Genomic DNA, 17839 nt, shown 5'->3' on the forward strand with positions numbered 1-17839 from the left:
GAACCTCATGCCTGCACACGTCATCCTGGACAGCCCCGTCGGCCCGCTCACGTTGGTTGCGACAGGCGGCGCCCTGTCCGGGCTCTACATGGAGAAGCAGCGGCACCTGCCGTCCGAGGAGACCTTCGGCGCACCCGGCGACCCGGACGCCGAACCCTTCGCGACCGCCGCCGCGCAGCTCACCGCGTACTTCGCGGGGGAGTTGACCGAGTTCGACGTGCCGCTCGACCTCCACGGGACCCCGTTCCAGCAGCGCGTCTGGGCGGCGCTCCAGGAGATCCCCTACGGCGAGACGACGACCTACGGCGAACTCGCCGCCGAGCTGGGCAACCCGTCCGCGTCCCGCGCGGTCGGCCTCGCCAACGGGCGCAACCCGGTCGGCGTCATCGTCCCGTGCCACCGGGTCGTCGGCTCCACCGGCTCCCTGACCGGCTACGGCGGCGGCCTCGACCGCAAGCGCTACCTCCTCGACTTCGAGCGCAAGACCCGCACCCGGGCCGAGGAGGCGACCCTGTTCTGACTCTTTGTCAGAGGCTGGGGCTAACGTGCTCGGCATAGACGTTCACCGTGGGAAGGCTGATCGAGGTGGAGTTCCGAGTCGACCGGCAGACGCTCGCCGACGCCGTCGCGTGGGCGGCGCGGACGCTGCCGACGCGCCCAGCCCTGCCCGTCCTCGCGGGGATGCTCATCGAGGCCACCGACGAGGGCGAACTGACCCTGGCCGGGTTCGACTACGAGGTGTCCGCGCACGCCCGTGAGGACGCCACCGTCACCGAACCGGGCCGGGTCCTCGTCCCCGGCCGACTGCTGTCGGACATCGTCCGAAATCTGCCTCCGCATCCGGTGGAGGTCTTCACCAAGGGCTCGGAGGTCGTCGTCCGGTGCGGCCCGGCCGAGTTCGGCCTGCTGACGCTGCCCGTCGAGGACTACCCGACCCTCCCCGACCCGCCCGCCCGCGCCGGCACGATCCCCGGCGACCTGTTCGCCACCGCGGTCGCCCAGGTCACCCCGGCCGCCGGGCGCGACGACACCCTGCCGATGCTCACCGGCGTCCGCATCGACATCGAGGGCGACACGATGTGGCTCGCCTGCACCGACCGCTACCGCATCGCCGCCCGCGAGCTGACCTGGTCGCCCGACGACCCCGCCTTCACCGCCGGCGTCGTCGTCCCCGCCCGCACCCTCGCCGACACCGCCAAGGCGATCAAGCGGGGCGCGGACGTCGCCATCGACCTCGGCGGCACCGCCGACACCCTCATCGGCGTCTCCGGCGGCGGCCGCAGCATGACCAGCCGCCTGCTCGACGACCAGTACATCAACTACCGGTCCCGGCTCACCGGCACCTGGTCGTCCGTCGCCGAGATCCCCGTCGCCCCGTTCGTCGAGGCGATCAAACGCGCCGCCCTCGTCACCGAGCGCGGCACCCCCATCCGCCTCGCCTTCACCGCCGACGAGGTTCGCATCCGCGCCGCCACGGGCGACTCCGCCCGCGCCAACGAGTCCCTGTCCGCGACCCTCACGGGCGACGACATCGACATCGCGTTCGCGCCCCAGTACCTCCTGGACGGCCTGGCCGGCATCGACACCGAATACGCCCGCCTCGAATGCGCGGGCCCCACGAAGGCCGCCCTCCTGACCGCCATCCCCGACAAGAAGGACGACGAGGAGACCCCACCCGAGACCGACACGGGCTACCGCTACCTGGCCATGCCCGTCCGCCTAACCTCCTGACCGGCCTCACGCGTCGGACGGTCGGCCCCCGGGGGCGTCCTCCCCCTTCGGCACGGACCGCAGGACGGCGGCCATCAGCGTCAGCCCGGCGAGGATGCCCGCCAGGTGTTCCACGACGGCCACCGGCATGTACTCGACCGTCACGAAGCCCCCCGGCCGGATGATCACCATCGGCAGCTTCCAGCCGCTCCACGCGAACAGCGAGCCCGAAGCCGCGAAGCCCAGCGCCATCGGGATCCACCGCGGCGGCCGGGCAGGCCGGCCGCGCGTGAGCGCCCGCACGCTCCATGCGCCGAGCAGGGCCCACAGCGCCGAACTCCCGTTCAGCAGCCGCCCGTTCAGGTCCCAGTGATCGCGGTGGGCGGGGTCGAGGCCGGCCGTCCCGCCCAGCGCCCAGTGCGACCAGAGCAGCCCCAGCGCGGCGGCCGCCGTCCCCGCCACCGCGAGCGACGCCGACGGGCGGCCGTGCGCGTCCCCCGCCCGGCCGACGAACGCTCCCGGCCACCGGTCCCGCAGGTAGACCGGCACCGCCACGGCCAGCCCGGCGGCCATTCCGATGAAACTGACGGTGAGGAAGACCGACTCCCACTGCGGAACCGAGCCGGAGTCGGCCGATCCCGGGTCACCCGCACCCGAGCCGTCCCCGAACGCGCCGATCACCCCGCTGAGCAGCGCGTACGGGAGCATCGGAACAAGGAAGCCCGACCCCGCCCACGAGAAGAAGACGACCGGTGCGGCGGGCAGCCGGCGCCCCCAGGGCCGGGCCAGCGCCAACCCCAGCGCGACCCCGGTCACCGCCATCACCACGGTGACGGAGTTCAGCGCCACCCAGTCAGCGGTGCCGAAGTCGTCCGGGCGGTGCCCGAGCAGGGCCGCCGAGATCCACACCACCTTGACCACCAGATAGAGCGCCATGCTGAGCGCGGCGCCATACCCGGCGAACCGGCCCACCGCGCGCCACCGCGCGTCCGCCGCTGGAAGCGTTGCCGAATCCTGCATCTTGGACATTCCTCGCCTGAGAACGGAGCGACAACGGCGAGCCTCCCGGAGCGGCCCGTCTCGCAGGACCCGCCACAGGACGAAATACAGGCGATCCACTCCCCCGTACGGGGGAACAAGACAGGGCTAGAGGTCCAGAACGGCGAGGACGAACCGAACCTCGTCTTCGCTCGCGTTGCCGTACGAGTGAGGACGGTCGCCGACGAACACCGCCGCCGCGCCCTCCTCGACGAGGTCCGTGCGGCCGTCGACACCGAGGGTCAGCGTGCCCTCCTGCACGTAGACGATCTCCTTGGTGCCGGGCACGTGCGCGTCGCTCTCCCGCGTCTCACCGGGCCGGAGCACCCAGTTCCACAGTTCCAGCGACGGCCGCGGGTCGCTGCCGGCGAGCAGCGTCCCCGTCCCGCCGTGCTCGCCCTCCCACAGGACGACGTGCCGCTCTGGCCGGAACATCCGCACCGGCGGCTCCTCCTCCACCTGCACCAGCCGCGTCAGCGGCACGCCGAGCGCGTCCGAGATGCGGATGAGCGTCCCCAGGTTCGGGTTGCCGCGCCCCTGCTCCAGCCCGACCAGCACGCCCTTGCTGACCCCGGCGCGCCCGGCGAGCTCGTCCAGGCTCCACCCGTGCCCGGCCCGCAGCGCCCGCACGGTCCGCGCGACGGCCTCCCCGATCGCCTCCTGCCCGCCCATCACCCTCCAGCCCTTTTCAGGCGTTGCCGCCAGACGAACGGACGCCCTCCGCCAGTGACAGCGTGCGCCTCGCCCACTCCACACCGATCAGTCTCCCGCAGTCCCAAGCCGGCACCCGCGCAACGGTGACTTGACGATTCCCCACGCCGGCACGACAGCCCCAAGCGCCGCGTCCATGGGGAGACGGCGCCAGGCCGCGCGTGGCATGCGCGGTGGTCGGCACCGCTGGCCGCAGTTGGATGGGCGGTCGTTGCATCGCCGGCGGAGCTGGTGGCGGTCGGGGATCATCGGGGGATGAGCGGATGTGCATTCTGCGGGATCGTTGCCGGGCGGCTGGCGTCTTATCGGGTGGCCGAGGACGAGCATGCCGTCGCGTTTCTGGATATCGCGCCGGCTGGCACGGGGCACACGCTTGTCGTCCCGCGCGCACACGTGCGGGACATCTGGGACATCTCCGAGGCCGCCCATGCCCAGGTCGCGCGCATGGTCCACGAGGTCGCCGCCCTGCTGAACGATGTTCTCGCGCCGGACGGGCTGAACGTCGTCCACTCCAGCGGGGAGGCGGCCTGGCAGGAGGTGTTCCACTTCCATGTTCATGTTGTGCCGCGCTGGCGCGGGGACGATCTCCGCCTCATGTGGGACCCGGCACCGGCGTCCGCCGAGGACCTGGCCCGGACGTGGGAGCGCCTCACCGCACGATGACGGTATTGCCGATGCGAAGCCCGTCGGTCGGTATAGTGGTATGTCGATGTCATTAAAGTGACCGGTGGAGGGGTTCGGATGCTGGAGCGGGTCGGGGTGGACGAGGCCGTGCTGGAGTTGCGGCCGGACTTCGCCGTGCTCGTCATGACCGCCGAGGGCCTGGCGAACGGGCCCAGCGATCGGGTCTCCGAGGAGTGGCTGGCCGAGGCCGCCGGCAAGGCGGACGCCGGAGACCCGCATGTGGAGGCGTGGCGCGAGGCGTACCGGGCGTTCGGCGCCAAGCCGCAGCGGACGCGCCCGTCGGTGGACGCCCTGCTCCGGCGCGCCGACGCGCTCCCGTCCATCAACAGGGTCGTGGACGCCTACAACGCGGTGAGCGTCGAGTACGCGCTGCCGATCGGCGGTGAGGACCTCGACGCCTACCAGGGGCCCGCGCACCTGGTCAGGGCCACCGGGGACGAGCCGTTCGACGTGGTCGCGGGCGGCGAGCCCGCCGTGGAGCACCCGAACGCGGGCGAGGTCGTCTGGCGGGACGACGCGGGCGTGACGTGCCGGCGCTGGAACTGGCGGCAGTGCGTCCGCACCCGGCTGACCGAGGACACGAAGAACGCCCTGTTCCTCCTGGAGCGCCTGGAGCCGTACCCGATCGAGCGGCTGACCGAGGCGGGCGACCGGCTGGCCGAGCGGCTCCGCGTCATCACGCCGGACGTGCGGATCGGAAGCCGGCTCATCGGCGGGCGGTGATGGTCACCGTCCTCGCGCTGAGCGCCGCGCTGGCGTACGGGGTCGCCGACTTCCTCGGCGGCACCGTGACCCGCAGATCGACCGCTATCCGGGCCCTGACCTGGTGCGTTCCGATCGGCCTCGCGGTCGTCCTGGTGTCGGCGCTGCTCAGCGGCGGCAGCCCGAGCGCAGGGCCGATGACGTGGGGTTTCGTCGCCGGGATCTCCGGCGGTGCCGGTCTGATCACGTTCTACCGGGCGCTGGCGCGCGGCCCGATGAGCGTGGTCGCGCCGGTGTCCGCGCTGGCCGCCGCGGTCCTGCCCGTCGGCGTGGGCATCGCGGAGGGCGAGCGGCTCGACGCGTCCGTCCTGATCGGCGTCCTGCTGTGCCTTGTGGCCATCGGCCTGGTCAGCATGGAGGCGGACGACCCGGCGAGAGCGGCGGCGCCGCGCGCGGACGGGTGGCGGCGGCTCCTCGACTCGGGCCCGGTCATGGCCGGCGTATCCGGCATCTGCTTCGGTGTCTTCTTCGTCCTGCTGAAGGAGGCCGGGGACGGCAGCGGCCTCTGGCCCATCGTCGGCGCGCGCCTGGGCAACCTGGTCATCGTCATCGTTGCGCTGGCGTTCCTGGCGTTCCGCGGCGGCGACCAGGGCCCGCGCGTGTCGGGACGGACGCTGATCGGCCTGGCGCTCCTGTCCGGCAGCCTGGACGCGGGCGCGAACGTCCTGTACTTCCTGGCGGTCCACGACGGCATGCTCAGCCTGGCCGCCGTCCTCACATCCCTCTACCCGGCCATCACCGTGCTGCTCGCAAGGGTCGCCTACAGCGAACACCTGCGCGTCGTCCAGCGCGTGGGCATGGCCGTAGCCGTCGCCGGCGTAGCCCTCGTGACGGTGGGCTGAGACACACGCCGCGGCGGGGTCAGGGGAGGAGCCGGTTCACCATCTGCTCGATGAGGTCGTCGGTCGAGTAGGGCGCCAACAAGGCCGGGGCGGTGAGGTCGTCGACGATCAGCCCGGACATGGCGAAGTAGAGCAGGGCGACGCCGGTGCGGTCGCCCGGCAGGCCCGCGTTCACGTGGTAGTCGACGATCTCCCGGTGCTCCTCGGTGAGGAACCCGCTGAGCTCGGCGTTCAGGTCGGCGCGGCGGGTGGCCTCCAGGCGCAGTTCCAGCATGGCGAGGTTGCCGGCGCGGTCGCCGCGCATCCGGGCCAGCAGCTGGCGCATCAGCTCGGCGGCCAGCTCGCGCGACGGCGCCTGCTCCATGGTCTTAGCGAGCGCCTCGGGATCGGGGGTGAGGCGCTCGCGGGTGCGGCGCATCACCTGGGAGAGCAGCTCGTCGCGGTTGGCGAAGTAGTTCGAGGCGGTGCCGGTGGGCACACCCGCCTGCTTGTCGATCGCGCGCAGAGTCAGACCGCGCGAGCCCTCCCGGGCCAGGACGTCGATGGCGGCGTCGAGCAGCGCGGTGCGCCGGGCCGGGTTCTGCCGCATGGGGGCCTCCACAGGGGACGATTGACACCACTGCAAGTGCAGTACTAAAGTTCAGACCACTCCAAGCACAGTACTACGTTTGCAGTGACCGAAAGGGCGTCTCCATGCGAAAGCTCGTCTACTACATCGCCACCACCCTCGACGGCTTCATCGCCGGCCCGGACGGCGCCGACCCCACCGGCCCGGACGGCTTCTGGCCCATCCCCGCCGACTACATCGAGCACCTGGTGGCCAACTATCCCGAGACCCTCCCCGGCCCGGCACGCACGGCACTCTCGGTCACCGCCGAGGGCACCTGCTTCGACACCGTCCTGGAAGGACGCCGCAGCTACGAGATCGGGCTGAAGGCCGGGATCACCGACGCGTACCCGCACCTGCGGCACCTGGTCTTCTCCCGGACCCTCGCCGAGAGCCCCGACCCCGCCGTCGAACTCGTCGCCACCGACCCCGCCGAGAAGGTCCGCGAACTCAAGCGCCAGGACGGCAAGGACATCTGGCTGGTCGGCGGCGGCGAACTCGCCGGCGCCCTGTACGGCGAGATCGACCGGCTCATCCTCAAGGTGGCCCCGATGACCATCGGCACCGGCATCCCACTGTTCGGCCGCACGGCCGCCTTCGCCCCGCACACCTGGAAACTGACCGACCACACCGTGCTCGGCAGCGGCGCCGCCTTCCTCACCTACGACCGCCCCACCGAAACGCCCCCCGCCCCCCGCCCCTGAAGACTCCGAGCCGACCAGGTCGGCTGGGACGCAGGCATGCATGATGGGTTCCATAATGGCTTTCGCGAGAAGTAGGCCAGTTTGGAGGGTGCATCATGTGGATTGCCAGCTCGTTGCCCTATCTGTCTCCGCGGGGAGCGGATCAGGCGGATGCCTGGTCCCAGGAGGCGGCAGACGCTGGACGCGTGGGAACCCAGAAGATCCGCGAGGTCGGTGAGAAGGTCCCGCCTGCGCAAGTGTCCGAAGCGCTGGGCCTCCCCGAAGGAGCCGCGGCCGTCGTCCGGCGGCGGACGATCTTGCTGGACGGCCGGCCGGTCGAGCAGGCCGATTCGTGGTATCCAGCCGGTATCGCGGCCGGGACGGCGCTCGCCCGGCCCGGCAAGATCAAGGGCGGTGCGGTCACCCTGCTGGCTGATCTCGGGTACACCGTGCATGAGGCGCGGGAGGAGATCGAAGTGCGCGCGGCCACAGCGGAGGAGTCAACCGAACTCGCCCTGCCGGAGGGCGCGCCGGTGATCGTGTTGTGGCGCACCTCCCTGACCGCCGAAGGGGTGCCGTTCGAAGTGTCGGTGATGGTGATGGCTCCGCAGGACCGCCGTCTGCGCTACCGGCTGATTGCGGGTTGACCAGTGGCAAAACGGGCCGACGAGCGGCCGCCGTACGAGCAGATGGCCGCGAGCCTGAGGGCTCGAATCATGGCGGGCGAACTCACACCCGGAACCCAGTTGCCCTCCACCGCCCACCTTGTGGACGAGTTCGGGGTGTCCAACACCACCGTGCAGAAGGACCTGGCCGTGCTCAAGGGCGAGGGGTATCTGACGAGCCGGCAGGGCAAGGGCGTGTTCGTCCGGGACCGCCAGCCGTTCCGGATCGAGGCCGGGACCTATTTCGAGCCCGCGCCGGGCGGCTATTCCTACGAACTACTGGATGTCGGCGAAGTGGTAGCGCCGCTCGAGGTCGCCGGGGCGTTCGGGCTGACCGCCGGGGAGCGGGTGCAGATGCGCCACCGCTTGCTGCGACACGAGGGACGGCCCGTCGAAGTCGACTGGTCGTACTACCCGCTGGAGCTGGCTCGCGGCACGGAGCTCGCTGAGCGGCGGAGGATCCGCGGCGGTGCACCGCGCGTGCTGGCAGACGCGGGGCTTCCGCAACGTCACCACGTCGACGCGGTCTCGGCGCGCATGCCGACGGCCGAGGAGGCCGACCTGCTGTCGCTGCCGAACGTCCCGGTCATCCGCCAGTTCCGGGTCGTCTACTCCGATGAGGACCGCCCCGTCGAGGCATCGATCTTGATCAAGGGCTCCCACCTGTACGAGCTGCTGTACCGACTAAGCGTCTGACCTGCACTTACGTCTCAAGTCAGCCGGACTGGGCGCAGCCTTCTACCTTCTCCTCTTGTATGCTTATCGCGATAGGCATTAAAGTGATTCTTATCGTGTCCCCCCGATCTGGTAGCGCAGGACCCCAACCCCTCAGCGCAGATCGCGGGCCACGACGGAAGCGGAAGGAACCGCCGCGCGGTCGGGGCTGAGATTGGGAGACCTCTCCCGACCGCGCGGCCACCATCCCCAACGGAGGAGGTGCCGCCATGCTAGACACCCCCAGGACGCCGATCGACCTGAGCGGGCTGTGCCCTGGCTGGTGCACGGAGCGGATTGATGGGCAACTCGTCGCCAAGCGACTCGGGCCGCTCACCGACTACCAGCTCGGCCACGGGTGCTTGGAGACGGTGACGGCGCGGTCGATCACCGAGCTGGTGATCGTGTGCGAGGCTCAGCACACCCTGGCCGGACGGATCGAGATCGCTGAGACGGTCGAACGAGGCTTCAACGAGTCGGCGTCATGACCGCCGCCATCGACGAGGTCGGCCGCCGTCCATGGGACGTGGCCGAGGTCGATCCCGGTGTCGTGCTCGCCGAGGCGCAGCGAATGCTGCCGGGCGTGGTCGCATGGGCGGGCGAGTTCACGGGCTCGTTCTGGCTGTTGCGCAGTGACCGACTGGAGGAATTCAGGGACCCACGCGCCCTGCTCGCGCGGATCGGTGAAATCGTCGTGCCGGCACGCCTGTCAACCCGATCGTCGGGGGCCTGGGCGCCGGACGCTGGACGGCAGGGCACCCAGTCAGACCCACCTCGGGCACGGACGGTCGGTCAGGCAGTTCCTCGACGTCCTGCGCACGGGGCTACTCGCACGCGTGCGAACGCCATCGGGACACACGCCAGACGGGTGTCCGCCGAACCGGCCATGCGTCCTCAGCCGACCGATCTCTTCTTCCCGCCGCCGAGCCGGTTCCGGCGGCTCCTCGAGAGGTGTCGGCAGTCCGTCCATAAAAAGAACGACGACTGCCCGTGACCAGGCTCCGTAACGGGAGTCGGCCACCGGCCCAAGTGCGCCTGCACGACCAGCACGAAGTTCATGAGCACACCCCTTTCATCTGCCGGGAGAGGGTGCGTCCGCCTTCTCCCGGCACTCGGAACAGCGCAAGCGAGTCCCGGTCTGCGGGCTCCCGGAACCATGGAGAAGCGCATGATCTCGCGTCCCGATCCCGAACGGCCGAACGGCCTGCTCCGCTCGCCGGACGGCGAATCCCGCGGTCTGATCGCGCGGGTCGGCGATCTGTTCCCCCTCGACCCCGCTCCGGAGGTGTACACGGCGAGCACTGAACCACCGTCGACGTCGGGCGTCCGGCCGTGGGGGCTGCGGTTCGTTCGCCTGCCCGACCCCCGCATCGTCCCCTCGGCCGAGCCGGTGACCTATGACCCCGTATCGCAGCTGACGGTCGACGTGGCCACAGGTAGCCCCGTGTTCAAGCACAAAGGCGGAACGAAAGAGACGACGGGTACTCCTGACGGGAGCAAGCCGTCCCCCGAAGAGACGACCAAGGATTGAGCGGGTGATGACCCCCACCATTCTCGTCATCACGAACCGCGAAGACAGTACGGCCGACCGGGTCGTCCACGAACTCAACGAGCGCGGAACCCCGGTCATGCGGTTCGATGCGGCCGACTTCCCGCAGCGGCTGGCGTTGTCGGGGCAGTGCGGGCCCGGCGCATGGTCGGGCTCACTGGTCGGCGACCACCGCTCGGTTCGGCTGGACTCCGTCGCCGGCGCCTACTACCGGCGCCCGGGGCAGTTCGACCTACCGGACGGTATGACGCAGCCCGAACAGCTCTGGTCCTACGGTGAGGCGCGCATCGGCTTCGGCGGTGTTCTCCAGGCACTGGACTGCGCATGGGTGAACCACCCGCAACGTGCGGCAGCCGCCGAGTACAAGCCGGCCCAACTATCAGCGGCCGTCGCCGCCGGGCTCCGCATCCCGCGGACGTTCATCGGCAATTCTCCCGACCACGCCCTCGCATGGGCGAAAGAGGTCGGCGCTCCGATCGTTTACAAGCCGCTCGCAGGATCGGTGCACATCGAAGCGAGGACGACGAAGATCTTGTACGCGACGTCGATCGACGACCTCGCCATGCTCGACGATCCAGCGGTCCGCATGACCGCACACTGCTTCCAGGAATGGGTGCCGAAGCGGGCGGAGGCTCGCGTCACCGTGGTCGGTGACGACATGTTCGCCGTTGTGATCCACGCCGACTCGCCCGAGGGCCGGATCGACTGGCGCGCCGACTACGCCGTGCACCGGTACGAGGTCGTACCCGTCCCCGGCGGCGTGCGCGCCGGTCTACGGTCATGCCTGGATCGGCTCGGGCTGGTCTACTGTGCGGCGGACTTCGCCATCAACCCGGGAGGAGAGTGGGTCTTCCTCGGTGACATCAACCCCAACGGCGAATGGGGATGGCTCGCCCATCACTGCGAGCTGCCGATCGCGGCGTCGATCGCCGATGCGCTGGAGAGGAGCATGCGTTGACCGGGACCGATCGTGATGCGGGCGGGCGTGCCGCCGCCCTCGCCGACCGGCTTTTCCGAGCCGGTGACATCGGCGACCCGGCCTGGCGCGTTGCGTTCGCTCGCGTCCCGCGGCATGTCTTCGTCCCGTCCTACGGACGTTACGAGCACGCTGCGGAAGGCACGCGATATGTGCTCGTCAGCGGTGATGACCCCGGACAGCGCGAGGAATGGCTCAACGGCGTCTACTCCGACGAGACACTGATCACGCAGATCAATGGGCGTCCGGTCGAGGCCGCCCTCCCCGGCGGACGCGGTACGGGCGCGTGGACCAGCTCTTCGACCGCACCCGGACTCATGGCCCGCATGCTGGAAGCTCTCGATGTCGCGGACGGTATGACGGTCCTGGAGATAGGGACGGGGACCGGCTACAACGCCGCGCTGCTGAGCGAACGCCTCGCCGCGCACAATGTCACGTCCGTGGACATCAGCGAGCAACTGGTGGACACAGCCCGGCGGCGCCTCCGAAGCCTCGGGTACCGGCCGACCGTCGCGGCGGTCGACGGCCGCGAGGGCCATCCCGGTCGCGCGCCCTACGAGCGGATCATCTCCACTTGCGCGTTCCCCAATATCCCTCCCGCATGGCTCGACCAGCTCAAGCCCGGTGGTCTCGTCCTCGTCAACATCGCCGGAGGGATCGGCGGCGCCATGGCCGTCGCCCGCATGGACGAAGGCGGAACGGCGACCGGCCGCTACCTCCCCGAGTGGGCCGGGTTCATGCCCGCACGATCCCTCGGCTCCACTCCAGAACCGAACTACCCTGACGCCGAATGTTCGCGTGAGACGCCACTCGGCCCTCGCGCTCTTGACGACGCCGCGTTCGCGTTCATGGCACAACTCCATGTCGGTGAAGCCGCGCCTTACTGGGCCACGCACGAAGACGGCTTCCAACTCTATGGGCTGAGCGCTCCCGATGGCTCTTGGGCTGAGGTCCATCTCACCGGTGAGCACGGCCTGCGACGTGTCGAACAGGGCGGACCACGCAGGCTCTGGGACTTGATCGAGTCGGCCGGCCAGACCTGGCACGACCTCGGCCGTCCCGACTGGTCGAGCTTTGGGATCACCGCGACCGCCGCAGAGCAGCGCGTGTGGTTCGCCACACCCGCGGGCCCTTCCTGGCGGCTCCCCTCGTAGCGAAGGACGGCCCCACAGGGGCGAATCGACGAAGGCCCGCTGACCTGGATTGCCGGTCAACGGGCCTTGAGCGTTGGCGGTGGTGGTGGGATTCGAACCCACGGAAGGTTGCCCTTCACACGCTTTCGAGGCGTGCGCCCTCGTCCACTAGGCGACACCACCGCGGGAGAGCCTACCTGACTCTGCGGTGCGCGAAGAACTCGATTAGGGGTGCGGCGCACTCGTCGGCCATCAGTTCGGCGATCACTTCGGGCCGGTGGTTGAGCCGCCGGTCCCGGACGACGTCCCACAGGGAGCCGACCGCGCCCGCCTTCGGGTCGACCGCGCCGTAGACGACGCGGTCGAGGCGGGCCTGGACGGACGCGCCCGCGCACATCGTGCACGGCTCCAGCGTGACGACCAGCGTGCAGCCCGACAGGCGCCATGTCCCGAGGGCGGACGCCGCGGCCCGCATCGCGATGACCTCCGCGTGGCCGGTCGGGTCGGCGGAGTGCTCGCGGTCGTTGCGGCCGGTCCCGATCACCTCGCCGGACGCGTCCAGAACGACCGCCCCGACCGGGATCTCGCCGTCCTGCGCCGCCTTGCGCGCCTCCTCCAGCGCCAGCCGCATCGCCGGCGCGTAGCTCGCGAGCACCGGGTCTTCGGGGGCGGGCGGGCGGCCGGGGTCAGTCACGGAGGCGGTCGAACTCTTCGCCGAAGCCCGCCTGCTCGGCGACGGTGAGCAGGGCGTCGCCGGGGAGGGCGCGCTCACCGAGGTCGGCGAGCTGCTCGGCGTCGAGGCCGAGGTCTTCGAGCAGGGCCGGGTCGCCGGCGGAGTCGCCGTCCGGGACCTCGCCGACGAGCTGCTGGAACAGCGCGCCGAGCCCGTCCTCCCGGACGGTGGACACGAAGGCGCGCGGCTCGTCCTCCCCGTCCAGCCGGACGACGGCGAACCAGTCGTCGTCCTGCTCGATCATCAGCAGCACCGGGTCGCCGTAGGACTCGACGGCGGCCTCCCGCATCAGGTCGGCGACGTCGTCGACGTGGTCCGCCTCGGCGAGCACGGCCTCGGTGCCGACCCAGCCCTGGGGGGTCTGCGCGAACACGGCGGCGAAGTAGGACACGTGCTCATTCTGACCCACGGGAACGCCCCGGTCACAACCCTTTGCAGGGGTGCAATTCCGGTACCGACTGCCCGGCGAAGGTTGTGAATAAACTTCGGGTTCTGTCCGGTGGCGGACGGCCGCCGTGCTTCCCCCCGCGTCCCGGGAGTCCGCATACTGCACAGCGGCCCCGATCCGGGAGGAGACGCCATGAGCGCGGACGAACTCACCAGGCGAGGGTTTCTCGCCGGGACGGCCGGCGCCGCGGCGATCCTCGCGACGAGCGCGGCCGGCGGCTCCTCCGCCGAGGCGCATGCCGCCCAGCTCGTGGCGGCGAAACGGGCGCCGGTGGCCGAACTCCCCGCTCCGGAGGAATCCGGCATCGACCACATCGTGGTCGTGATGATGGAGAACCGGTCCTTCGACCACTACATGGGCTGGCTCCCCGGGGCGGACGGGCGCCAGGCGGGACTCACCTTCACCGACGCCGCCGGCAACGCGCACGACACCCACCACCTCACGGTGCCGTGGGGCTGCGGCTTCCAGGACCCGGACCACTCCTACGCGGGCGGACGCACCGAGTACAACGACGGCAAATGCGACGGATGGCTGCGCGCCGGCGACAACGACGTCTTCTCCATCGGCTACTACGAGGGCCCCGACCTGGGCTTCCATGGCCATGCCGCCCTCGACTGGACGGTCTGCGACCGCTACTTCCCGGCGGTCATGTCGTCCACGTTCCCGAACCGGATCTTCCAGCACGCGGCCCAGACCGACCGGATCGACAACGCGCTGACGATCGCCGAGATCCCCACGATCTGGGACCGGCTGAAGGCCAAAAGCGTCTCGTGCCGCTACTACTTCAGCGACGTCCCGTTCACGGCGATCTGGGGGCTGCGCCACCTCGACATCAGCCGGAGCATCTGGGAGTTCCGCGCCGACGCCGCCACCGGCCGGCTGCCCGCGGTCAGCTTCGTCGAGCCCGGCTTCCTCGGCGAGATCTTCCTGCCGGGCATGTCCGAGGACGAGCACCCGCTCGCCGACATCCGGTTCGGGCAGGCGTTCCTGAACGAGGTCTACACGGCGGTCGTCACGTCACCGAACTGGCCGCGCACCCTCTTCGTGATCAACTACGACGAGTGGGGCGGGTTCTTCGACCACGTCCCGCCTCCGGTCGGCCCCGACCCGCGTCCCGACCTCGGCACCGGGCTGCGCGGATTCCGCGTCCCGTGCCTGCTGATCTCCCCTCGGGCCCGGCGCGGCGCCGTCGCGCACGAGGTGTACGACCACACGTCCGTGCTGAAGGCCATCGAGTGGCGCTGGGGCCTGGAGCCGCTGACCGTCCGGGACGCGGCCGCCCGCAACATCGCCGAGGCCCTCGACTTCACGGCGCCGCCGGACACCCGCGCACCCCGCTACGACGCGAAGCGCCCGATCAGCCTCGGCTGCCTGGACCCGGCCCACAGCCACACCGGCGACGACTGGGCCGGCCTCAACGACTACGCCCGCACCCACGGCTTCCCCGGCCCCACCTGACGCCCCGGTTACGGGACGGCGTCGAGGGCGCGCTCGAAGGCCGGGGCGAAGCCGATGCGGCCCGCGATGCTGAGCAGCATCTCGTCCGGGTAGAGCTCCAGGTCGCCGGAGATGGCGCCGAGCTCCATCTCGTCCAGCCCGAGGTCGGCGAAGATGGACATGTCGCCGACGGGGAGGACCTGGTCGAGCTCCTCGTCGTCGGGGATCGGGATGTCCAGGTACTCGAGGACCTGGCCGGCGAGCGGCCAGTCGACCGACGCCGTGACGTCCGACAGGAAGACCATGACGTCGTCGCCGAGCAGGCGGATCGCGACGAAGAAGTCGTCGCCGACCGAGACCAGCCCGATCGTGCCGCCGAGGCTCGGCTGCTGGCGCAGGGCATGGATCATCCCCGCGAGGTCCTCGGTCAGCGCGACCGGGAGGATCTCGGCCTCCCAGCTCTCGTCTTCCCGATACACCACGACGGCGAAGTCCGCCGCGTCAACATCCGTCATTTCCACCCCACCGGCACGTCTCCTGCCAGGGCATGGTCGCAGATGCGGCGCGCGCTCGCGTGCCCCACCGTCAAACTCGGCGCCGCGTCCCGGGCCGAGCCCGGGAGGCGGCACCGCTTACTGGTACCTGGCGCCACGAACCTATCCAATCCGCATCAATTGATGCGGAAGGTGCGGCGGCGCAGCTGCGCGTGGATCCGCGCCCGGCGGGACCGGTGCGGCGTCACCCGGGCGCGCAGCTCGCGGGCCTCCGCCAGTTCGCGCAGGAAGATCGCCCGGCGGCGCAGGTGCTCGCGCACCTCCTCGGGGGAGATGTCGCCCTGCGGGCCCGGCCGAGGCGGGTCGTCCGGGGCTGTGACATCGGTCACCTCGCCGTGCGCGGACGGGGGCGCGGTCTCGGCGGACGGGGCGGGAGCAGCGCTTTCGGGAGGTTCGGGAGGTTCGGGAGCGGCGGGTTCTGCGGGGGGCGCCGGTCCCCTCGGCTGGTGATCGCTCTCGCTGTTCATACCGCCATACTGCCCAGCTCAGCGGCGTCCTATCCTAGATCGGCAGGGTCCGGCCGGGCGGGCCGGTTGGGCTACGGTGACCCCATGCAGACCCTCGCCGTCGACCACCCCCTCGTCGCGCACAAGCTCACCACCCTGCGGGACGTCCGCACGGACTCCCCCACCTTCCGGCGTCTGGCGGACGAGCTCGTCACCCTGCTCGCCTACGAGGCCACCCGCGACGTCCGGGTGGCGGAGGCCACCGTCGCGACCCCGCTCGTCGAGGCGCAGGGCGTCCAGCTGGCGAGCCCGAAGCCGCTCGTCGTCCCGATCCTGCGCGCCGGCCTCGGCATGCTGGACGGCATGACGCGGCTGCTCCCCACCGCCGAGGTCGGGTTCCTCGGCATGATCCGGGACGAGGGCACCCTGCAGGCCCAGACGTACGCGACCCGCCTGCCGGACGACCTGTCCGGGCGGCAGTGCTACGTCCTCGACCCGATGCTCGCCACCGGCGGGACGCTCGCCGCCGCGATCAGGCTGCTGTTCGACCGCGGCGCCGACGACGTCACCGCGATCTGCCTGCTCGCCGCGCCGGAGGGGCTGAAGTACCTGGAGCAGGCGTTCGCCGACATCTCGGCGCCGGTCAAGGTGGTGACGGCCGCGGTCGACTCGCACCTCAACGAGCAGGGCTTCATCATGCCCGGCCTCGGGGACGCGGGGGACCGCCTGTACGGCGTCGTCTGACCCCGCCCTCCGGCGTCGTCCGACTCGCCCCCCGGCGTCGTCCGACCCCCGCCCCGGCGGGCGCGGGTCACGGGCCCGCGGCCGGCAGGTCACGGCCCGGTACCGGACGTGACCTGCGATGTTCGTTCACGGCCGCACGGGGTACCAAGCCCCTGTGGAACGCCGGTGCGCGTTCCCTCCGCCGTCCCGGCACAGGGGACCGTTTCGGACCGGGCGGTGCGAGCGAGTCCGGGGGAATCATCATGGCTCACCAAGGGGACGACCTGCCGCGCTACGCCGCGATCGGCGAGCGGCTCATCGAGGAGTTCGACGGGGTGCACGGGGCCGACACGGTGGACCGGTGCGTCTCCGCCGCGCGCTACGGCGCCGAGGAGGTCACGGGGTCGGCGCCGCCCGACTTCGTGGAGCGCATCGCGCGCCGCCACCTGGAGGTGCTCGCGACCGTCGCGGCCGAGAAGCGCCGCAAGGCCAGCCGCTCCTCGCTGGACAACGCTCCCTAGACCGGACGCGCCACAGGCCTTGCTTTGCCGGTAGGGCGGGCTGTGCGAAACTGAACCGGGGTCCGTGGGTCAACGCTCCGGGAGGCAGCCGTGCCCGCAAAGAAGTACATCACGTGGGCCGCTGCGGCCTTCGTGGCGTTCTACGTGATCAAGCAGCCGGACGGCGCGGCCCAGTCGGTGGAGAGCGCCGCCAACGGGATCGCCTCCGCCGCCGGCTCCCTGGCCACCTTCGTCAACGCGCTCGCCTGAGGCCGGGATGAGGCTCGTCACTCCGGGAGACTCCGCGCCGGCATCGGTCAACAAGTACCTCCTCCCGCACGAGAACCAGGTCATCACGGTGCGCCGGCATCCGGCGATCCTGATGGTCCCGGTCGGGCTCGTCCTCGGCGGCCTGATCATCGCGGGGGTGCTGAGCAACACCGTCGCCAGCGACGCCGGGACGGTCATCAGCTGGATCTGGTGGGGCTGGCTGATCCTGCTCGCCTGGTTCGTCTGGCGGGTCGCCGAATGGTCCGTCGACTACTTCGTGATCACCAACCAGCGGATGCTGCTGACCACCGGCCTGATCACCCGCAAGGTCGCGATGATGCCGCTGGCCAAGGTCACCGACATGAGCTTCAAGCGGACGATCGCGGGCCGCATGCTCGGCTACGGCGAGTTCATCCTGGAGTCCGCCGGCCAGGACCAGGCGCTCACGAACGTCGACTACCTCCCCTACCCGGAGCAGCTGTACCTCGAAGTCTGCGAGATGATCTTCCCCAACAAGAACCCGGAGCCCCCGGAGAAGACGCTCCCCCCGCCGCCGCCCCCGCGCCGGCCCCGCCGCACGGAGGACGTCCCCACCTCCCCCGGCCCCGACTCGGAGCCCTGACCCGCGCGGCCGCTGGCCGGAAAGCGCGGCGG

24 protein-coding genes, 1 tRNA gene and 1 pseudogene are annotated in these 17839 nt (G+C 70.9%); 18 read left to right on the forward strand and 8 right to left on the reverse strand.

The window, feature by feature from the left end:
- Positions 1-7: 7 nt before the first annotated feature.
- Complete coding sequence (locus ABFX46_RS09595; protein WP_346041110.1) at positions 8-520, forward strand: methylated-DNA--[protein]-cysteine S-methyltransferase; 513 nt, start codon at positions 8-10, stop codon at positions 518-520.
- Between the two features lie 65 nt (positions 521-585).
- Complete coding sequence (dnaN, locus tag ABFX46_RS09600; RefSeq protein ID WP_346041428.1) at positions 586-1731, forward strand: DNA polymerase III subunit beta; 1146 nt, start codon at positions 586-588, stop codon at positions 1729-1731.
- A 6-nt stretch (positions 1732-1737) separates the two neighbouring features.
- On the opposite strand, the gene ABFX46_RS09605 is transcribed toward dnaN, so the two are convergent.
- Both ABFX46_RS09605 and ABFX46_RS09610 read right to left on the reverse strand, forming a co-directional pair.
- Positions 1738-2730: a hypothetical protein gene (locus tag ABFX46_RS09605; RefSeq protein ID WP_346041112.1), complete on the reverse strand. Its 993-nt coding sequence runs from the start codon at positions 2728-2730 to the stop codon at positions 1738-1740.
- A gap of 126 nt (positions 2731-2856) precedes the next feature.
- Complete coding sequence (locus ABFX46_RS09610) at positions 2857-3420, reverse strand: helix-turn-helix domain-containing protein (RefSeq protein ID WP_346041114.1); 564 nt, start codon at positions 3418-3420, stop codon at positions 2857-2859.
- A gap of 294 nt (positions 3421-3714) precedes the next feature.
- Between ABFX46_RS09610 and ABFX46_RS09615 the strand changes: the two genes are divergently transcribed.
- The 3 genes from ABFX46_RS09615 (at position 3715) to ABFX46_RS09625 (ending at position 5747) form a co-directional block, all read left to right on the forward strand.
- A complete protein-coding gene (locus tag ABFX46_RS09615) occupies positions 3715-4122 on the forward strand; it encodes an HIT family protein (RefSeq protein WP_346041116.1) in 408 nt (135 codons plus the stop codon).
- 78 nt (positions 4123-4200) lie between these two features.
- Positions 4201-4866, forward strand: a complete 666-nt coding sequence (locus tag ABFX46_RS09620) for a B3/B4 domain-containing protein (RefSeq protein ID WP_346041118.1) — start codon at positions 4201-4203, stop codon at positions 4864-4866.
- Positions 4866-5747 (forward strand): EamA family transporter, encoded by an 882-nt coding sequence (locus ABFX46_RS09625; RefSeq protein ID WP_346041430.1) that lies wholly within the window; start codon positions 4866-4868, stop codon positions 5745-5747. The genes ABFX46_RS09620 and ABFX46_RS09625 overlap by 1 nt, the downstream gene beginning before the upstream one ends.
- A 19-nt stretch (positions 5748-5766) precedes the next feature.
- Here the strand turns inward: ABFX46_RS09625 and ABFX46_RS09630 are convergent, their stop codons facing one another.
- Positions 5767-6336 carry a TetR/AcrR family transcriptional regulator gene (locus tag ABFX46_RS09630; RefSeq protein ID WP_346041120.1) on the reverse strand — a complete coding sequence of 190 codons (570 nt, stop codon included), beginning with the start codon at positions 6334-6336 and terminating at the stop codon, positions 5767-5769.
- A gap of 104 nt (positions 6337-6440) precedes the next feature.
- Here ABFX46_RS09630 and ABFX46_RS09635 point away from each other — a divergent pair, with 104 nt between their 5' ends.
- The 8 genes from ABFX46_RS09635 (at position 6441) to tgmC (ending at position 12095) form a co-directional block, all read left to right on the forward strand.
- A complete protein-coding gene (locus ABFX46_RS09635; protein ID WP_346041122.1) occupies positions 6441-7058 on the forward strand; it encodes a dihydrofolate reductase family protein in 618 nt (205 codons plus the stop codon).
- 185 nt (positions 7059-7243) lie between these two features.
- A complete protein-coding gene (locus tag ABFX46_RS09640; protein WP_346041124.1) occupies positions 7244-7684 on the forward strand; it encodes a GntR family transcriptional regulator in 441 nt (146 codons plus the stop codon).
- A gap of 3 nt (positions 7685-7687) precedes the next feature.
- Positions 7688-8398, forward strand: a complete 711-nt coding sequence (locus ABFX46_RS09645; protein ID WP_346041126.1) for a GntR family transcriptional regulator — start codon at positions 7688-7690, stop codon at positions 8396-8398.
- A 248-nt stretch (positions 8399-8646) separates the two neighbouring features.
- Complete coding sequence (locus tag ABFX46_RS09650) at positions 8647-8904, forward strand: hypothetical protein (protein WP_131939673.1); 258 nt, start codon at positions 8647-8649, stop codon at positions 8902-8904.
- Positions 8901-9410 carry a hypothetical protein gene (locus ABFX46_RS09655; protein WP_346041128.1) on the forward strand — a complete coding sequence of 170 codons (510 nt, stop codon included), beginning with the start codon at positions 8901-8903 and terminating at the stop codon, positions 9408-9410. The genes ABFX46_RS09650 and ABFX46_RS09655 overlap by 4 nt, the downstream gene beginning before the upstream one ends.
- Before the next feature lie 174 nt (positions 9411-9584).
- Positions 9585-9947: a putative ATP-grasp-modified RiPP gene (gene tgmA / locus ABFX46_RS09660; RefSeq protein ID WP_346041130.1), complete on the forward strand. Its 363-nt coding sequence runs from the start codon at positions 9585-9587 to the stop codon at positions 9945-9947.
- A 7-nt stretch (positions 9948-9954) separates the two neighbouring features.
- The gene (gene tgmB, locus ABFX46_RS09665; protein ID WP_346041132.1) at positions 9955-10923 is read left to right on the forward strand and encodes an ATP-grasp ribosomal peptide maturase; all 969 of its coding nucleotides are present in this window, start codon (positions 9955-9957) and stop codon (positions 10921-10923) included.
- Positions 10920-12095 (forward strand): ATP-grasp peptide maturase system methyltransferase, encoded by a 1176-nt coding sequence (gene tgmC, locus ABFX46_RS09670; protein WP_346041134.1) that lies wholly within the window; start codon positions 10920-10922, stop codon positions 12093-12095. Before tgmB ends, tgmC begins: the two co-directional genes overlap by 4 nt.
- Positions 12096-12169: 74 nt before the next feature.
- On the opposite strand, the gene ABFX46_RS09675 is transcribed toward tgmC, so the two are convergent.
- From ABFX46_RS09675 to ABFX46_RS09685, 3 genes are all read right to left on the reverse strand, one after another.
- Positions 12170-12257 (reverse strand) — tRNA-Ser (locus tag ABFX46_RS09675).
- Between the two features lie 10 nt (positions 12258-12267).
- Positions 12268-12705 carry a tRNA adenosine(34) deaminase TadA gene (tadA, locus tag ABFX46_RS09680; protein ID WP_346041432.1) on the reverse strand — a complete coding sequence of 146 codons (438 nt, stop codon included), beginning with the start codon at positions 12703-12705 and terminating at the stop codon, positions 12268-12270.
- A gap of 55 nt (positions 12706-12760) precedes the next feature.
- Positions 12761-13198: a tRNA adenosine deaminase-associated protein gene (locus tag ABFX46_RS09685; protein WP_346041136.1), complete on the reverse strand. Its 438-nt coding sequence runs from the start codon at positions 13196-13198 to the stop codon at positions 12761-12763.
- A 189-nt stretch (positions 13199-13387) separates the two neighbouring features.
- Here ABFX46_RS09685 and ABFX46_RS09690 point away from each other — a divergent pair, with 189 nt between their 5' ends.
- A complete protein-coding gene (locus ABFX46_RS09690; RefSeq protein WP_346041138.1) occupies positions 13388-14713 on the forward strand; it encodes an alkaline phosphatase family protein in 1326 nt (441 codons plus the stop codon).
- Between the two features lie 8 nt (positions 14714-14721).
- On the opposite strand, the gene ABFX46_RS09695 is transcribed toward ABFX46_RS09690, so the two are convergent.
- Both ABFX46_RS09695 and ABFX46_RS09700 read right to left on the reverse strand, forming a co-directional pair.
- Positions 14722-15207: a tRNA adenosine deaminase-associated protein gene (locus tag ABFX46_RS09695; protein WP_163062174.1), complete on the reverse strand. Its 486-nt coding sequence runs from the start codon at positions 15205-15207 to the stop codon at positions 14722-14724.
- Positions 15208-15362: 155 nt separating this feature from the next.
- Positions 15363-15575, reverse strand: a complete 213-nt coding sequence (locus ABFX46_RS09700; RefSeq protein ID WP_163062052.1) for a hypothetical protein — start codon at positions 15573-15575, stop codon at positions 15363-15365.
- A gap of 222 nt (positions 15576-15797) precedes the next feature.
- On the opposite strand from ABFX46_RS09700, the gene upp reads away from it, so the two are divergent.
- The 4 genes and pseudogenes from upp to ABFX46_RS09720 all read left to right on the forward strand — a co-directional run.
- Positions 15798-16436, forward strand: coding sequence for a uracil phosphoribosyltransferase (upp, locus tag ABFX46_RS09705; RefSeq protein WP_346041141.1), 639 nt, complete (start codon positions 15798-15800; stop codon positions 16434-16436).
- Between the two features lie 242 nt (positions 16437-16678).
- Positions 16679-16936, forward strand: coding sequence for a hypothetical protein (locus ABFX46_RS09710; RefSeq protein ID WP_346041143.1), 258 nt, complete (start codon positions 16679-16681; stop codon positions 16934-16936).
- A 90-nt stretch (positions 16937-17026) separates the two neighbouring features.
- A complete protein-coding gene (locus ABFX46_RS09715) occupies positions 17027-17185 on the forward strand; it encodes a hypothetical protein (protein WP_165965273.1) in 159 nt (52 codons plus the stop codon).
- A 7-nt stretch (positions 17186-17192) separates the two neighbouring features.
- A pseudogene (locus tag ABFX46_RS09720) lies at positions 17193-17702 on the forward strand (PH domain-containing protein); the annotation flags it as partial.
- Between the last annotated feature and the right edge of the window lie 137 nt (positions 17703-17839).

Source organism: Actinomadura chokoriensis (assembly GCF_039529475.1).
Taxonomy (GTDB): domain Bacteria; phylum Actinomycetota; class Actinomycetes; order Streptosporangiales; family Streptosporangiaceae; genus Spirillospora; species Spirillospora bangladeshensis.